Annotated in this window: 5 protein-coding genes; all 5 read right to left on the minus strand. The window is 71.8% G+C overall.

The genetic code is table 11. The features are described 5' to 3' along the window. Window positions 1-41 precede the first annotated feature (41 nt). Entirely contained in the window at window positions 42-314 is a 273-nt protein-coding gene (locus ACFZDK_RS43445) for a ferredoxin (RefSeq protein ID WP_390981332.1), read from the minus strand. Next, window positions 311-1,477, minus strand: coding sequence for a cytochrome P450 (locus tag ACFZDK_RS43450; RefSeq protein ID WP_359227055.1), 1,167 nt, complete (start codon window positions 1,475-1,477; stop codon window positions 311-313). The genes ACFZDK_RS43445 and ACFZDK_RS43450 overlap by 4 nt, the downstream gene beginning before the upstream one ends. Beyond that, window positions 1,474-10,989, minus strand: a complete 9,516-nt coding sequence (locus tag ACFZDK_RS43455; protein ID WP_390981335.1) for an amino acid adenylation domain-containing protein — start codon at window positions 10,987-10,989, stop codon at window positions 1,474-1,476. Before ACFZDK_RS43455 ends, ACFZDK_RS43450 begins: the two co-directional genes overlap by 4 nt. A gap of 152 nt (window positions 10,990-11,141) precedes the next feature. Next, complete coding sequence (locus ACFZDK_RS43460) at window positions 11,142-15,746, minus strand: amino acid adenylation domain-containing protein (RefSeq protein ID WP_390981337.1); 4,605 nt, start codon at window positions 15,744-15,746, stop codon at window positions 11,142-11,144. Continuing rightward, on the minus strand, window positions 15,743-16,708 hold a 966-nt coding region (locus ACFZDK_RS43465; RefSeq protein WP_390981339.1), incomplete at its 5' end, for a condensation domain-containing protein. The genes ACFZDK_RS43465 and ACFZDK_RS43460, both read right to left, overlap by 4 nt.

Genomic DNA, 16,708 nt, shown 5'->3' on the forward strand with positions numbered 1-16,708 from the left:
CCGGTCACACCGAGGTTGCAACGGGCGCCCCACGCGACCGTTCAGTCAGCCCGGTCCCCGGCGGCACTTTCCCGCGCGTCGGACGCCACCAGCGTGATGGCGCCGGCGGGGCAGCGGGACGCGGCCGCGCGCAGCGCCGGCAGCGCCTCCGGTGCCGCCTCGCGGACGCGCGGCAGCGCCAGGCCGTCCTCCTCGGACTGGTCGAAGTACCTGGGCTCGAACAGGGCGCACACCCCCGAGCCCGCGCAGCTGTCGCGGTCGACCCGGATCTCGACGCGCGCCGCGCCCCCGTCCGCGCCGGTCACCGGCGTCACCAGGCGACCGGAAGCGTCTCGACGCCGAACTGCGGAGCCAGCAGCCGGAAGCGCAGTTCCTCCACCCCGGCGCCGAGGCGCAGGCCGGGGAACCGCTCCAGCAGCCCGGTGAAAGCGATCCGCATCTGCACGCGTGCCAGCCCGGCACCCAGGCAGAAGTGGTTGCCGTGGCCCAGGGCCAGGTGATTGGCGGACTCCTCCCGCGCGATGTCCAGGCCGTCCGCGAGGCCGTCGCCGTGCGGGCAGCGGTTCGCGGCGAGCACCGAACACGACACCACCTCGCCGGCCTTGATCACCTCGCCGGCGATCGCCACGTCGACCAGCGCCGTGCGCGGCGAGACGACCGCCACCACCGAGACGTAGCGCAGGAGTTCCTCCACGGCCCGGTCCATCAGCTCGGGCCGTTCCCGCAACAGGGCCAGCTGCTCGGGATGGAGCAGCAGGGCCAGGGTGCCCAGGGCGATGGCCTCCGCGGTGTTCTCGATCGAGCCGTTGGCGATGCCCTCGCAGAGTCCGGCCAGCTCCTCGTCCGTCACCCTGTCCCCGTGCTCCCGGATCAGCGTCCCGACCAGACCCTCGCCCGGATGACGGCGCTGCTCCGCGACCAGTTGCTCGAAGTGCCTGAAGTACGCCGTCGCCGCCGGCTTCCGGCGGGCGCTGTGCCCGGCGGCCCGGTAGTCGCTCAGCCGGGACAGCTCGGGCAGGTCGTCCCGGGGCAGGCCGAGTATCTCGGCGAGGACCAGGCCGGACACGGGCCGGGCGAAGTGCCGCATCAGGTCGGCCGGTTGTCCCGCCCGCTCCAGTAAGTCCAGGTGATCCGCGACGATCCGCTCCATCATCGGCTCCAGCCGCCGCATCTGCCGCACCGTGAACATGGGCGCCACCAGCCGCCGCAACCGGCTGTGCTCCGGCGGGTCGATGTGCAGCAGGCTGCCCTCGTGCTGATCGAGTTTGCGGCCGCCGGGCTCCGGGGGCGGCACGTTGGAGAACCGCTCGGAATCACCGAGGATCTGCCGCACCACCTCACGGCCGGTCGCGATCCAGCCGGGCATTCCCCCGGGCGCCTTGGAGAGCGGCGCCCGCGCACTGATCTCCAGGAGTTCCGGCACCGGGTCCAGCAGGCTCCGGCGCTTGTCGACCTGTAGCTCGAACGACTGCGTCATGCGGGGTTCTGCCTTTCTGACGTGTCCGACGTGTCTGACGCGGACTGCTGCTCCACGAGCCGTTCCGCGACCGCGCGCCCGATGACCGCGGCGCTCTCGGCCCACAGCAGCCCTATGTGGTTGGCGGGGACCTCGATCCCGTCGATGCGGCCGGCGATGTACTGCTCCCAGGTCGTGCGCTTCGCGTCGAGCGACATCTGGGCCAGACCGCCCTCGGTGGCCAGGAACAGCAGCGCGTCACCGCCGAAGCGCCGGGGTGTGTGCAGCCGCTCCAACCCGATCATGTGCTGTTTCGTCCCCTCCATGTCGCGTGTGAACGCATCGGCCAGTGGCGCCCCCAGCTCCGGACCGCTGAGCACCACGCGCCCTTCGCGGTCCACCCCGTCGCCGTCCTCCTCGTGGGTGCTCTCCGCCTCCCGGTGTCCGCCGGGGAATCCGTCCAGCAGCGCCAGCAGCGAGACTTGTTGGCCCTGCTCCTCCAGCGCGGTGGCGACGGCCTGGGCGAGCACCGCGCCGAAGGACCAGCCGAGCAGCTGGTACGGCCCCTCGGGCTGCACCGCGCGGATGCGCTCGATGTGACCGGCCACCATCGCGTCCATGCTGTCCGGCATCGCCCCGCGGCCGGCGAAGGCGGGCGTCTGGAGGCCGTAGACCGGGAGGTCCTCCGGAAGGTGCTGCAGGATGCCGGAGTAGCACCAGGCCAGGCCCGTGCTGTGGTGCAGGCAGAACAGCGGTGTGCGGGAGCCCCCGGGCCGCAGCGCCAGCAGCGCGTCGAGGTCGTCGCGTCGGCGTCCGGCACGTCGTGGTGCCGACAGGTCGGCGCCGCCGTCCTCCGCGGCGCGCGGCTCCACCAGTCCGTCGGAGGTCCACGCCGCACGCCGGCCGGTGCGCAGCATCAGGTCGCCACCGGGTCCGAAGGGGTCGGGCACGAAACTGCCCGCGGTACGGGCCGGCGCGCCGACATACACCCGGGCCAGGGACGGGCCCGCCACATACAGGTCGCCTGCCACCCCGGCCGGGACCGGCCGGAGCCAGGCGTCGAGGACGTAGGCGCGCGCGGTGCGGGGCAACGGGACGGCGGCCGGCGCCGGCTCACGGTCCGGCCGCTCCGTCGCGGGTACGACGGTGGTGTCCCCCACGTCCACGGTGCCGCCGCCGCGCAGCACGGCCACCATCCCGACGAGCAGTTCGGCGACGGGTGCGGCCGCGTCCAGACGCACCGCGCCGTCGGCCGGTCCCGTTGCCGGGGACGCCGCCTGACGATCGATCACCCGACCGAGCAGGGACCGGTGATCCAGCATTTCGCCCACCAGGGTGCCGTCCGGTGCCTCCACGGGGAGTACGACCGCCGGTTGGGACGGCGACGGCGCCCGGACCGTGGCGGTGCGGCGCAGCCTGCTGTTCCCGGCCCGGATCGCGTCCTCCACCCGCAGTACCGGCACCGTCCCCGTCCCCGGCACGGCGGCGTCGCCGGACCGGACGAGCGCGGCCGGGCGCTCGCAGCCCAGCGCGGCGGCCGCCGCCAGCGGGCCCGCGGGGTCGTCCGGGTCCGCGATCAGGCACACGGCACCGGACCTGAGCACCCCGAGCACGGCGACGGCCCAGCCGGTGCCGGGACGGGCCGCCACCACGACGACACCGCCCGCGCCCGCCCCGAGCCGGTCCAGCCGCGCGGCGAGCCGGCCCGCCGCCCGGTCCAGCGAGCGCCGGGTGAGGTGACCGTCCCGGTCGCGGACGGCCACGGCACGCGGATCGCGGGCCGCGGACTCGGCGAGCGCCGGGAGCACGGTGCCGTCCGGGACCCGGGCCGCGCCCAGGTTCCACTCCTCGGTCAGCCGCCGGAACTCCGCCGTACCGAGCAGGATGTCGATGCGGCTCAGGGTCAGTCCGGGATCTGCCGCCACCTGTTGGAGGACGTGGACGAGCCGCTTCGCGAGGCGGGCCGCGGTGGCCCGGTCGAACAGTTCCTCGGCGTAGTCCAGGGTGCCGTCGAGGCCGCCCGGTCCGCCGTCGTCCCGGTAGCGGTCGGTCAGCCGGAGCGACAGATCGAACCCGGACGCCGGGGCACCGAGGTCGACCGTCGAGGTGTTCAGGCCGGGGAACGCCGGGACGTCCCACTTCTCCGCGGTGTCCTCCCGTACGTCCAGGACGATCTGGAAGAGCGGATGCGGGTCGCCAGGCGCCTCGTCCGCGACGCCCAGGATCTCGGCGATGCGCGCGAACGGCACGTCGCCGCGTACGTCGGCCTCTCCTGCGGTCTCCCAGACGCGGCCGAGCAGTTCCCGGAACGTCGGGTCGCCCGAGATGTCGGTGCGCAGCGGCAGCAACCCGGCGAACGGGCCCATGGCGGCTTCGAGTTCACCGCCGGCCGCCGGCCGCTGCGTCACGGCGCCGATCGTCAGATCGGTACCCGCGCCCATCCGGGCGAGGAGCATCGCAAGACCCGCGTGGACGACGGCCGCCGAGGTCGCGCCGAGCGGTCGGGCCACGTCCATCAGGCGGGCGTGCGTCGCGGCCGGGACGCGCAGCGGCACCGAGCGGGCCCGGTGGTTCGGCCGGGCGGGCCGCGGCCGGTCCGTGGGGAGGACGGTCGCGGTCGGGGCGTCCGCCAGCATCTCCTTCCAGTACGCGATCTGGTCGCCGACCCCACTCCCCTCGGCGTCCGCCGCCGTCGCCTCTGCTTCCGCGTCTGCGAGTCGGCGGTTCTGCCACACCGCGTAGTCGGCGAACTGCAGGGGCAGGGGAGCGCGTTCCGTGGCACGGCCCTCGCGGCGCGCGCCGTACGCCACGGCGACGTCGCGTACGAGAGCGTCCCGGGACACGTCGTCGGCGCCGATCCGGTGGAGGACGAGGAGGAGGACGTGGTCCGTGTCGGAGAGCGCGAACAGGGTGGACACCCAAGGCGTTTCGCGTCCGAGGTCGAAGCGATGCTCGGCGCGGGCGGCGAGGACGGCGGGAAGCTCCTCCTGAGTCGCCTCGACGAGCGGCAGGGCGGGAACGGCGGCGGGGTCGTCGGCGTCCAGGATCCGCTGGACCAGTCCGCCGTCAGGGGTCTCGGCGAAGACCGTATGCAGGATGTCGTGCCGTGCCGCCACGTCCGCCAGCGCTGCCCGCAGGGCGTCGTGGTCGAGTTCGCCGCGCAGGCGCAGGGCCACGGACGACTGCAGGGCCCGCGTCCGGGAGTTGGCCGCGGCGCGCCGCCAGTCGAGCCGCTGCCCGGCCGTCGCCGGCGCCACACCGCCCTCGTGCTCGACCGCGACCACCGGGGGCCGCTCCTTCAGGGCCAGGATGCGCGCCGCGCCGATCGGCGTCGGCTTGCTGAAGAACTGTTTCATGTCCAGCTCGACACCGGCCTCCGACCGGATCCGGCCCGCGAGGTGCATCGCCAGCGCGGAGTTGCCGCCCAGGTCGAAGAAGTTGCCGTCGGCGGCCACCCGGTCGATGCCCAGTACCTCGGCGAACAGGGCGCAGAGCAGTTCCTCCGTCTCGGTCCGGGGCCGGAGGCCCAAGGCGCCGTCGTCCAGCTCCGGGACGGGGAGAGCGCCGTGATCGACCTTGCCGTTGACGGTGAGGGGCAGTGCGTCGAGGACCACGACGACGGAGGGGACCATGTAGTCCGGGAGACGCGTCGCGGCGTGCTCGCGCACGCTCCCGGTCTCCACACTCCGCCCGCCCTCCGGGTCGGCCGGCAGGACGTAGGCGACGAGGCGCGGGTTGCCCGGCCGATCCTCGCGGACCGTCGCGATGGCCGTCCTGACGTCCGGGTGGGCGGCGAGCACGGCTTCGACCTCGCCGAGTTCCACGCGGAACCCACGGATCTTCACCTGGGTGTCCGCACGCCCCACGAAGGCCAGGTTGCCGTCACCGTCGGGCAGCCACCGGACCAGGTCACCCGTGCGGTACATCCGCTCGCCGGCACCGAACGGGCAGGCCACGAACCGCTCCGCGGTCAGCTCGGGCCGGTTGACATAGCCCCGGGCCAGACCCGAACCGGCGATGTAGAGCTCCCCGGTGACACCCGCGGGCACGGGCCGCAGATACGCGTCCAGCACATAGGTACGGACGTTGGGCAGCGGCCGACCGACGGCCGGGGGTGCGTCCTCGCCGGTGATGCCCTCCTCCAGCAGCACGGCGGTGGTGATGACGGTGGCCTCGGTGGGCCCATAGGTGTTCCACAGACGGGCGCCCGCACGCCACCTGGCCGCGAGACCGGCCTCGAGCCGCTCCGCACCCAGCACCCAATTCCCCACCCCCGCAACCGACTTCGGCTCCAGGGCACGCAACAGGGAGGGCACCACGCTCGCCACCTCGACCCCGGCCGCCTCGACCATGCGCGCCAGCGCCGCACCGTCCAGCCGCTCGTCGGGCGAGGCGATCGCCAACGCGCCCCCGGCGGCGAGAGTCACGGCCACGTCCAGCACCGCCGCGTCGAAGCTGAACGACGCGAACTGCAGTGCTGTCACTGCGGGTTCCACTCCCAGGACGGGACGCATGACCGACGCCAGGTGCGCCACGGAGGCATGCGCGACCGCGACACCCTTCGGACGACCGGTGGACCCTGACGTGTAGATGACGTAAGCCAGTTGATCGGAGGTGACGTCCGGCAGCTCACCCGAGTCGGTCCCCAACTCGCCCAGCAGCACCGTCTCCACATCAGCCGACAACCGGTCCACGGTCTCCTCCGCGACCAGCACCAACTCCGCACCGCTGTCGGCCACCATGAACAACAACCGGTCCGAGGGATACTCCGGATCCAACGGGACGTACGCCCCACCCGCCTTCCACACCGCCAGCATGGCCACGACCATCTCGACCCCACGCGGCAGACACAGCCCCACCCGCGACTCACGCCCCACACCACGGGCAACCAGCCCGCGGGCCAACGCATCCGACCGCGCATCCACCTCCCCATAGGAAAAAGCCTGTTGCCGGAACCACAACGCAGTCGCATCCGGCGTCCGCACCGCCCACCCACGGAACCGCTCCACCACCATCGACGCGTCCACATCCCGCGCCGTGCCGTTCCACTCCTCGACGACCGCGGACCGCTCAGCCTCGTCCAACAACTCAAAGGCGCTCAGGCGGACTTGGGGGTCGGCTGCGGCCTGCTCCAGCACCCGCGCCAGTCGCTCGGCGAGACGGCGTACGGTCCGCTCGTCGAACAGGTCAGCGGAGTAGAGGATCCCGCCGCCGAGACCGGCCGGGGTGCCGCTGTCCGAGCGGCGCTCGTTCAGCGACAGGGAGAGATCGAAGCGGGCCGCGGGGGCCTGTGCCGGCGGAACCGCCTGGACGGTCAGGCCGTCGAGGTCCCACTGCGCCTCAGGCAGATTCTGCAGCGCCAGCATCACCTGGAACAACGGGTTGCGGGCCGCGGAACGCGCAGGGTTCAGCTCGTCGACCAGCCGCTCGAACGGCACGTCCTGGTGCGCGTACGCCGACAGGTCCGACTCCCGCACCCGCCGCAGTATCTCGGCGAACGACGGATCCCCCGCCAAGTCCGTCCGCAGGACCAGGGTGTTGACGAAGAACCCTGCCAGCTCCTCCAGTTGAGCGTCCGAGCGGCCGGCCACCGGTGTGCCGATGCAGACGTCCTCCCCGGCGCCCATCCGCGCCAGCAGCACCACCAGCGCGGCATGCACCACCATGAACATGGTCGCCCCGCTCCGGGCGGACAACTCCGCCAACCGGGCATGCGTAGCCGCGTCCACCCCGACCGGCACCGAACCACTGCGGAACGAGGGCGTCGCCGGGCGCGGGCGGTCGAAGGGCAGCGCCGTCTCCTGCGGCGCCCCGCCCAGCGCCTGCCTCCAGTGCGCGATCTGACCGGCCCCCGCGCTGTCCGGGTCGTCCAGCTCGCCCAGCACCTCCCGCTGCCACAGCGCGTAGTCCGCGTACTGGACCGGAAGGGGTTCCCACTCCGGCGGGCGGCCGCCGTGCCGGGCACGGTACGCCGTCCTCAGGTCCCGCGCCAGGACGCCCATCGACCAGCCGTCGGAGGCGATGTGATGGGACACCAGCAGCAGGACCCACTCCTCCTCCGCGACCCTCAACAGGCTCGTCCGCCATGGCAGTTCGGCCCCGAGGTCGAATCCGCGCCCGGTCTCCTCCGCCATCGCGTCCCGCCAGCGCGCGCCGGCCTCGATCACCCGAAGCCGGGGGCGGCCCTCGGCCCCCTCGCGGATCTCCTGGTACGGCACTCCCTCCACGTCGGGGAAGACCGTACGGAGGCTCTCGTGCCGGTCCGCCACGTCGCCGAGCGCCGCCTCCAGCGCCGCCACGTCCGGTTGGCCCCACAGCCGCAGGGCGAACGGCTGGTTGTAGGCGGCGGCCCCCGCACCGTCGCCGTCGGCGCCTTCGATCAGGTTGAGGAACCACATCCGCTGCTGCGCGAAAGACAGCGGCACCCGCTCCGGACGTTCCCGGCGGCGCAGCGGCGCGCCGGCGGCCGCCCCGGCCCGGTCGACCAGGCGTGCCACCCCGGCCACCGTCGGATCCGCGAACACCTCGCGTACCCCCACCGACACATCCAGCTCCGCCCGCACCCGCGCGATCAACCGCATCACCAGCAGCGAGTCGCCGCCCAGCGCGAAGAAACTCTCCTCCGCCCCGACCTCCTCCACCCCGAGCAACTCCGCGAACAGGGCGCACAACGCCTCCTCCGCAGGCGTCTCCGGACCCCGGGAACCGCCCGCTCCGAGGTCGGGAGCGGGCAGGGCGGAGCGGTCGATCTTGCCGTTGACGGTGAGCGGGAACGCGTCGAGTACGACGACTGCCGACGGGACCATGTACTCGGGCAGGCGGGTGGCGGCGAAGGCCCGCAGCGTTTCGGCGTCCACGTCCCCGACGACGTATCCGATCAGCCGTCCGTCGCGGGCCACCACCACGGCCCGCTCGACCTGTGCATGGGCGGCCAACACCGTCTCGACCTCGCCGAGTTCCACCCGGAACCCGCGGATCTTCACCTGCGCATCCGCACGTCCCACGAACTCCAGCTGCCCGTCCGAAGTCCAGCGGGCCAGGTCACCGGTGCGATACATCCGCCCCGCACCGTCACCGAAAGGACAGGCCACGAAACGCTCAGCCGTCAGGTCGGAGCGGCCGATGTAGCCACGGGCCAGACCCTCCCCCGCGATGTACAACTCCCCCGCCACACCCACCGGAACAGGCCGCAGGAACGCATCCAGCACGTAGGTACGGACATTCGGCAACGGTCGGCCAATCGGCGGTGGCGCGTCCTCACCCGTGATGCCCTCCTCCAACAGGACGGCGGCGGTGATGACAGTGGCCTCCGTCGGGCCGTAGGTGTTCCACACGCGGGCGCCTTCACGCCACCTGGCCGCGAGACCGGCTTCGAGCCGCTCCGCACCCAGGACCCAATTGCCCACTCCTGGAACCGACTTCGGCTCCAGAGTCCCCAGCAACGACGGCACCACACTCGCCGTGACCACACCGGCCGCCTCGACCATCGCCGCGAGAGCGGACGGATCTTGCCGCTCCTCCGTCGTGGCGATCGCCAGCGTGCCCCCAGCAGCCAGCGTCACCGCCACGTCCAGCACCGCCGCATCGAAACTGAACGACGCGAACTGCAACGCCGTAAGCCCCGGTCCCACACCGAGAACGGGACCCATCGCCGAGGCGAGGTTGGCCACGGAGGCGTGCTCCACCGCCACACCCTTCGGACGCCCCGACGACCCCGATGTGTAGATGACGTAAGCCAGTTGATCGGAGGTGACGTCCGGCAGCTCACCCGAGTCGGTCCCCACCTCGCCCAGCAGCACAGTCTCCACATCAGCCGACAACCGGTCCACGGTCTCCTCCGCGACCAGCACCAACTCCGCACCGCTGTCGTCCACCATGAACAACAACCGATCGGACGGATACTCCGGATCCAGCGGAACGTACGCCCCGCCCGCCTTCCACACCGCCAGAATCGCGGTCACCATCTCGGCCCCACGCGGCAGACACAAACCCACCCGCGACTCACGACCCACCCCACGGGCAATCAGACCCCGCGCCAACGCATCCGACCGCGCATCCAACTCGCCGTAGGACAGGGCGTGTTGTCGGGACCACAACGCGGTCGCATCCGGCGTCCGCGCCACCCACCCACGGAACCGCTGAAGCACCGTCGACGCGTCCACCTCCTGTGCGGTGGCGTTCCACTCCTCGACGACCGCGGTCCGCTCAGCCTCGTCCAGCAACTCGATGTCGCTCAGCCGCAGTTGCGGATCGGCCGCTATCTGCTCCAACACCCTCACCAGCGAGGCCAGCACGCTTTCGGCACGGGCCCCGTCGAAGAGGTCGGGGCGGTAGTCGAGGTGCAGTTCCATCCGCTCGCCAGGGATGACGATCAGCCCCAGTGGATGGTGGCTGGCGTCCTGCGGGGCGCCGCCCGGCCCGATGACGAGTGTGTCCGGGTCGTACGGTGCCGGAGCGGCGGAGTGCGGGTAGTTCTCGTAGACGACGAGCGTGTCGAACTCGGCGCCTGGTCCCGCAAGTTGCTTGATCTCGGCCAGCCCGAGGTATTGATGGCCCATCAGGTTCACCTGCCGGTCCTGGAGTTCGGACAGCAGGTCGGCAACCGACAGATCACCGGCCAACTGGGCACGCACGGGGAGGGTGTTGATGAACAACCCGATCAACGACTCCGCACCCGGCAGATCCGCCGGCCGCCCGGCAACCGTCGTCCCGAAGACCACGTCCTGCCGTCCGGACAGGCGGGCCAGCACCAGAGCCCACGCACCCTGGACCACCGTCGCCATGGTGACGTCACCCTGACGGGCCACGTCGTTCAGCGCCCGCGTCAATTCCGCATCGCACTCGACGACGACCGTCTCGGGCCGCAGTGGCAGCCGGGCCGGGTTCGCCGGCATGACCAGGGTCGGCTCCTCCGCCCCCGCCAACTCCTCCCGCCACGCGGCACGCGCCGCGTCCCGATCCTGACGGCCGAGCCAGGCCAGGTAGTCGCGGTACGACCTGATCGGAGGCAGCGCCCCAGCATCCCCGCCCGCCCGGTACACCACCTCCAGTTCGTTCACCAGGATGGGCAACGACCAGCCGTCGAGCACGATGTGGTGGGTTGTCAGCACCAGTCGGTGACGCCGTTCGCCCAGGCGGAGCAGCAGCAACCGCAGCAACGGACCCCGCGCGACATCGAAGCCGTCCGCGAGTTCGGCCCCGGACAACCGGGCCGCCTCGGCCTCCGCATCGGCCTCGGGCAGGCTGCTCAGATCGACCTCACGCCATGGCAGCTCCACCTCCCGCGCGATGACCTGCACCGCCTCACCCGACTTGCGCCGGCGAAAGCTGGCCCGCAAGGTCCCATGGCGGGCGATCAGGCCCTCCCAGGAGCGGCGGAGACGGTCGACGTCGAGCGGTCCGTCGAGGGCCAGGGCCCGTTGGCCCGCATACACGTCCAAGGCCTCGTCCCCGAGGGACGCGTGGAACAGCAGGCCCTCCTGAAGCGGCGACAGCGGCCATATGTCTTCGATGGCGGTCCGGGTCCGGGTCATCGCGTACGTCTCCTCACAGCGGTTCGCAACTTCGGTTCGGCGGCAGGGACAGAGCGGTGGGGCGGGTGGCGCGGACGGAGCTGTGGGGGTTGGTCGGCAGTGAGCGGTGGTCGAGGGTCGGGGGACGGGGGCCGAGGGTCAGTGGCCGGAAATCAGCGGTGGTCGTCGGCGAAATCGGCCTCCAGGTCGTCGACTTCGTCCTGGTCGAGATCGAGGAGTGAGAAGTCGGAGGGCGTGTGGCCGCCGGCCGACGGGTCGGCGGTGTGCGCGGCGAGGCCGTTCAGCAGCCCGAGCCAGGCCTGCCCCAACTCCTGTACGTCGGTCTCGTCCAGGAGCGCCGCGGGCCAGCTCAGGGTGAGCGTCAACTCAGGACCACTCGCGGTGTCCGCCACCACGGCACCCACGTCGAGCGCATGCGGCACCGGCATCCCCGCATCGGCAGCGCCACCGACGGCCGTGTCTCCGGCCGACTTCCACGGCTCGACCGAACTCGCCCCGGCACCACCGGCGGCCGCGAACCGGCCCAGGTAGTTGAACCCGACCTGCGGCACCGGCAGACCCGCCAACACCGGCCCCGTCTCCGGATTCAGGTGACGCAACAGGCCATGGCCCAGCCCGTCCCCGGGCACCGCCTGCACCTGCTCCTTCACCCGTTTCACCAGCGCACCAGCCGCCGCACCGCCTTCCGTAGCCTCCGTCAGGTCCACACCGGAGGCGTCCAGCCGTACCGGATAGGCGGCGGTGAACCAGCCCACCGTCCGCGACAGATCCATGCCCTCCGACAACGGCTCACGGCCATGCCCCTCAACCTCCACCAGGAACCCACCCGCCTCAGCCCCGAAGCCCGGCCGCCACCCCGCCACCGCACCGGCCAGCGTCGCCAGCAACACCTCATGCAGACCGCAGTGGAACACCCCCGGCACCTCACCGACGAGCACCGCGGACTCACCCACCGGAACCGACCAAGAACAACGCCGCAAAGACGCAACCGTGTCGACGGCCGGGTCCAGCGCGCGACGGCCGACCAGCGGCTCATCGGCGGTGCCCACCAGCTCAACCCACTTCGCCAGCTCCTCGACCCGCTGGGGGTCTTCCGCCGACTGCTCCAACTCCCGAACCCAGGTGCGGAAGGAGGTCGGCGCCGGTTCGAGGACCGGTCGCCGGCCAACGGCCGCCGCCTCGCACGCGGTTCCCAGATCCTGCGCCAGGACGCGCCACGACACCCCGTCGACCGCCAGATGATGAGCCGCCAGCACAATCCGACCGATCCGGCCCGGCCCGGCGTCCACCCACACCACCTGCAACATCACACCCGCCGCCGGATCCAACCGCGCCACCGCAGGCCGAGCGGCATCCACCGCCACCCGGTCCAACTCGCCCTCAGCAGCCCCTGCGGCATCCACCCGGACCACCAGCCCGGACGCGTCGATCTCACCTGCCTCCGGAACCATCAGCGTCCGAAGGTCGCTCCCGGTCCGGGCCCGCAGCATCCCGTGTGCCCGCAGCAGCGCCTCCACGCCTGACGCCAGCACATCCGCGCCCAGCCCGGCCGGCGCACCGAGCACCGTCCACTGCGCGAACTCGCCCCGCAGCGCGTGTGCGCCCATCGACCGCATCGCCGGGGTCCACGGCACCTCACCGACACCCGTCTCCGCCCTCTGCCCAGCCGCCCCACCGGACACCGCGACCGCCACCAGTGCCAACCGTTCCGGCGTCTTCTCCTCGAACACCTGCCGCGGCGAAACGGTCCACCCCGCGGCACGGGCCCGGGAAGCGAGCTGCATCGACATGATCGAATCGCCGCCCAACTCGAAGAACCCGTCCCCGACCCCGACCTCCTCCAGCCCCAACACCTCGGCGAACAGGGCGCAGAACACCTTCTCGGCAGGCGTCTCCGGAGCCCGACCGGCACTCACCGCGGCTTCCGGCGTCGGCAGGGCGGAGCGGTCGACCTTGCCGTTGACGGTCAACGGGAACGCGTCGAGTACGACGACCGCCGACGGAACCATGTACTCGGGCAGGCGAGTTGCGGCGAAGGCCCGGACCCTCTCGACGTCCACGTCCCCGACGACGTATCCGATCAGCCGACCGTCACGAACCACCACCACGGCCCGCTCGACCCGCGGGTGCGCGGCAAGGACGGCCTCGACCTCGCCGAGTTCCACCCGGAACCCGCGGATCTTCACCTGCGCGTCCGCACGCCCCACGAACTCCAACTGCCCGTCCGAAGTCCACCGGGCCAGGTCACCGGTGCGGTACATCCGCCCGCCATCACCGAACGGGCACGCGACAAACCGTTCCGCCGTCAGATCCGCACGACCGATATAACCACGGGCCAGACCCAGACCCGCGATATACAACTCCCCCGCCACACCCACCGGAACAGGCCGCAAGAACGCATCCAGCACGTAGGTACGGACATTCGGCAGCGGACGGCCAATCGGCGGTGGCGCGTCCTCACCGGTGATGCCCTCCTCCAACAGGACGGCGGCGGTGATGACGGTGGCCTCCGTCGGGCCGTAGGTGTTCCACACCCGCGCACCCGCACGCCACTTCGCCGCCAGACCGGCCTCCAACCGCTCCGCACCCAGCACCCAGTTCCGCACCCCGGCAACCGCCTTCGGCTCCAGGGCGCCCAGCAACGACGGCACCACACTCGCGCTGTCGACACCGTTGAAGTCGATCATCGCGGCGAGGGCAGAGCCGTCCTGCCTCTCTTCGGACGTGGCGATCGCCAACGTGCCCCCGCCGGCGAGGGTCACGGCCACGTCCAGCACCGCCGCGTCGAAACTGAACGACGCGAACTGCAACGCCGTAAGCCCCGGTCCCACACCGAGAACGGGACCCATCGCCGAGGCGAGGTTGGCCACGGAGGCGTGCTCCACCGCCACACCCTTCGGACGACCCGTCGTCCCCGATGTGTAGATGACGTAGGCCAGTTGTTCAGAGGCGACGTCCGGCAGCTCACCCGAGTCGGTCCCCACCTCGCCCAGCAGCACAGTCTCCACATCAGCCGACAACCGGTCCACGGTCTCCTCCGCGACCAGCACCAACTCCGCACCGCTGTCGTCCACCATGAACAACAACCGATCGGACGGATACTCCGGATCCAGCGGAACGTACGCCCCGCCCGCCTTCCACACCGCCAGAATCGCGGTCACCATCTCGGCCCCACGCGGCAGACACAAACCCACCCGCGACTCACGACCCACCCCACGGGCAATCAGACCCCGCGCCAACGCATCCGACCGCGCATCCAACTCGCCGTAGGACAGCGGTCGGTCGCTGAACCACAACGCCGCCGTGTCCGGCGTGCCGACGACCCAACCGCGGAACCGTTCCAGCACCGTGCCGGGAACTCCGTCCCGCGCCGTGGCGTTCCACTCCTCTACGACTACGGACCGCTCGGGCCCGTCGAGGAGATCGATGTCGCCCACCCGTAGCGTCGGCTCGTCCGCCACCTGTTCCAGCACCCGTATCAGCCATCCGGCGACGCGGGCCGCCGCCTCCTCGTCGAAGAGGTCCGGCCTGTGTGTCATCACGATCCGGAGTCCGACGTCGGGGACGATGCCGACGGTCAGCGGGAAGTTGGTGGCCTCGTGCGCATCCATGCGGGTGAAGGAGATGGTGCCGGGCGCGGGCGCCCCGTCGGGCGGGGTCGGGTAGTTCTCGTAGACCACGAGGGTGTCGAACGTCGCTCCCGGCCCGGCCAGCCCCTGCAGCTCGCTCAAGCCCAGATGCTGATGCGGCATCAGCGACGACTGCCGCGCCTGCAGGTCCGCGAGCATGTCCAGCACCGGTTGTCCGCCGGCCAGCGGCACCCGTACCGGCAGCGTGTTGATCATCAGGCCGACCATGGACTCGGCACCGGGCAGATCCGCCGGCCGCCCCGACACCGTCGCGCCGAACACCACGTCGTTCCGTCCGGTCAACCGGGACAGGACCAGCGCCCATGCGCCCTGCACGACCGAGTTCAGCGTGAGGTTCCGGCCGCGGGCCAACTCCCGCAACCGCGTGGTGGTCTCCTCGGGGAGATCCAGGACGAGGTCCCGCGGCAGCACTGAGACCTCGACCCCGCCTGCCGCCTGGGGTGCGACCAGGGTCGGTTCCTCCGCCCCGGCCAGTTCCTCCCGCCACGCAGCGCGCGCCGCCTCCCGGTCCTGACGGCCGAGCCACGACAGGTAGTCGCGGTAGGAGGTGACCGGGGGCAGTACCCGGATGTCACCACCCGCCGTGTACATCGCCTCCAGCTCGTCGAGGAGCACCGGCATCGACCAGCCGTCCAGCAGGATGTGATGAGTCGTCACGACGAGGCGGTGGCGGGCTTCCCCGAGCCGGGCCAGCAGCAGCCGGAGCAAGGGCGGGGAGGCGGGGTTCATCCTGTCCTCCCGCTCTTCGCGGGCCAGCCGCCCGAACCGGGTCAGGGCCTCCTCCTCGCCGAGGTCCGACAGGTCGACGTCGCCCCAAGGGAGCACAACACTCCGCGAGATCAGCTGCACTGCCTCTCCGGACCTGCGCCGTTGGAAACTGGCGCGCAGGACGGCATGGCGCTCGATCAGAGCCTCCCAGCACGCGCGGAATAGCTCGGTGTCCAGGGGGCCGTCCACGCCGAGGACGCACTGGAGGCCGTAGACGTCCGGTCCCTCGTCGTCGTACGAGGAGTGGAAGAGCATCCCTTGCTGGAGGGGCGAGAGCGGCCACACCTCCGCGAGAGCGGATCCCTTGGCGTGCGTCGAGAGGGGCTTCGGGGGCTTCACAGGAACCGTCCTTCGTCGAGTTCGGCAGCTATGGCTTCGAGGTCGTCGACTTCGTCCTGGTCGAGATCGAGGAGTGAGAAGTCAGAGGGGGTGTGACCGCCGGCCTGGGGACCGGCGGTGTGCGCGGCGAGGCCCGACAGCAGCCCGAGCCAGGCCCGGCCCAACTCCTCCACGTCGGTTTCGTCCAGCAGCGCCGCGGGCCAGCTCAGGGTGAGCGTCAGCTCCGGGCCACTCGCGGTATCCGCGACCACGGCACCCGCAGCGAGCGTGTGCAGCACCGGCATCCCCGGATCGGCAGCGCCTCCCACGGCCGTGTCCCCGGCCGTCTGCCAGGGCACGACCACGTCCGACCCGGCACCGGCGGCCGCGAACCGGCCCAGGTAGTTGAACCCGACCTGCGGCACCGGCAGACCCGCCAACACCGGCCCTGTCTCCGGGTTCAGGTGACGCAGCAGGCCATGGCCGAGCCCGTCCCCGGGTACCGCTTGCACCTGCTCCTTCACCCGCTTCACCAGCGCACCGGCGGCCGCACCACCGGCGGCGGCTTCGGCAAGGTCGACTCCGGAGGCGTCCAAGCGGACCGGGTAGGCCGCGGTGAACCAGCCCACCGTCCGCGACAGGTCCATTCCCTCCGACAACGGCTCACGCCCGTGGCCCTCGACCTCCACCAGGAACCCGTCGGAGCCGATGCCGACGCCGGTCCCTGGGTTCGGGCGGCAGTGCGTCACCGCACCGGCCAGCGTGGACAACAGCAGTTCGTGCAGCCCGCAGTGGAACACCCGCGGTGTCTCGCCTACGAGCACCGCTGCCTCCTCCGTCGGTAGCGACCAGGACAGCAGGCGCAGGGTGGACGTCGTGTCGACGGTGGGGTCCAGCGGACGGTGGCCGATCAGCGGTTCCCCGGCACCGGCCGTCCCGGCGACCATGTCGACCCAGGCATCCAACTCATCCACCCGCGCCGG

It is taken from the genome of Streptomyces sp. NPDC007901, assembly GCF_042959465.1.
Classification (GTDB): Bacteria; Actinomycetota; Actinomycetes; order Streptomycetales; family Streptomycetaceae; genus Streptomyces.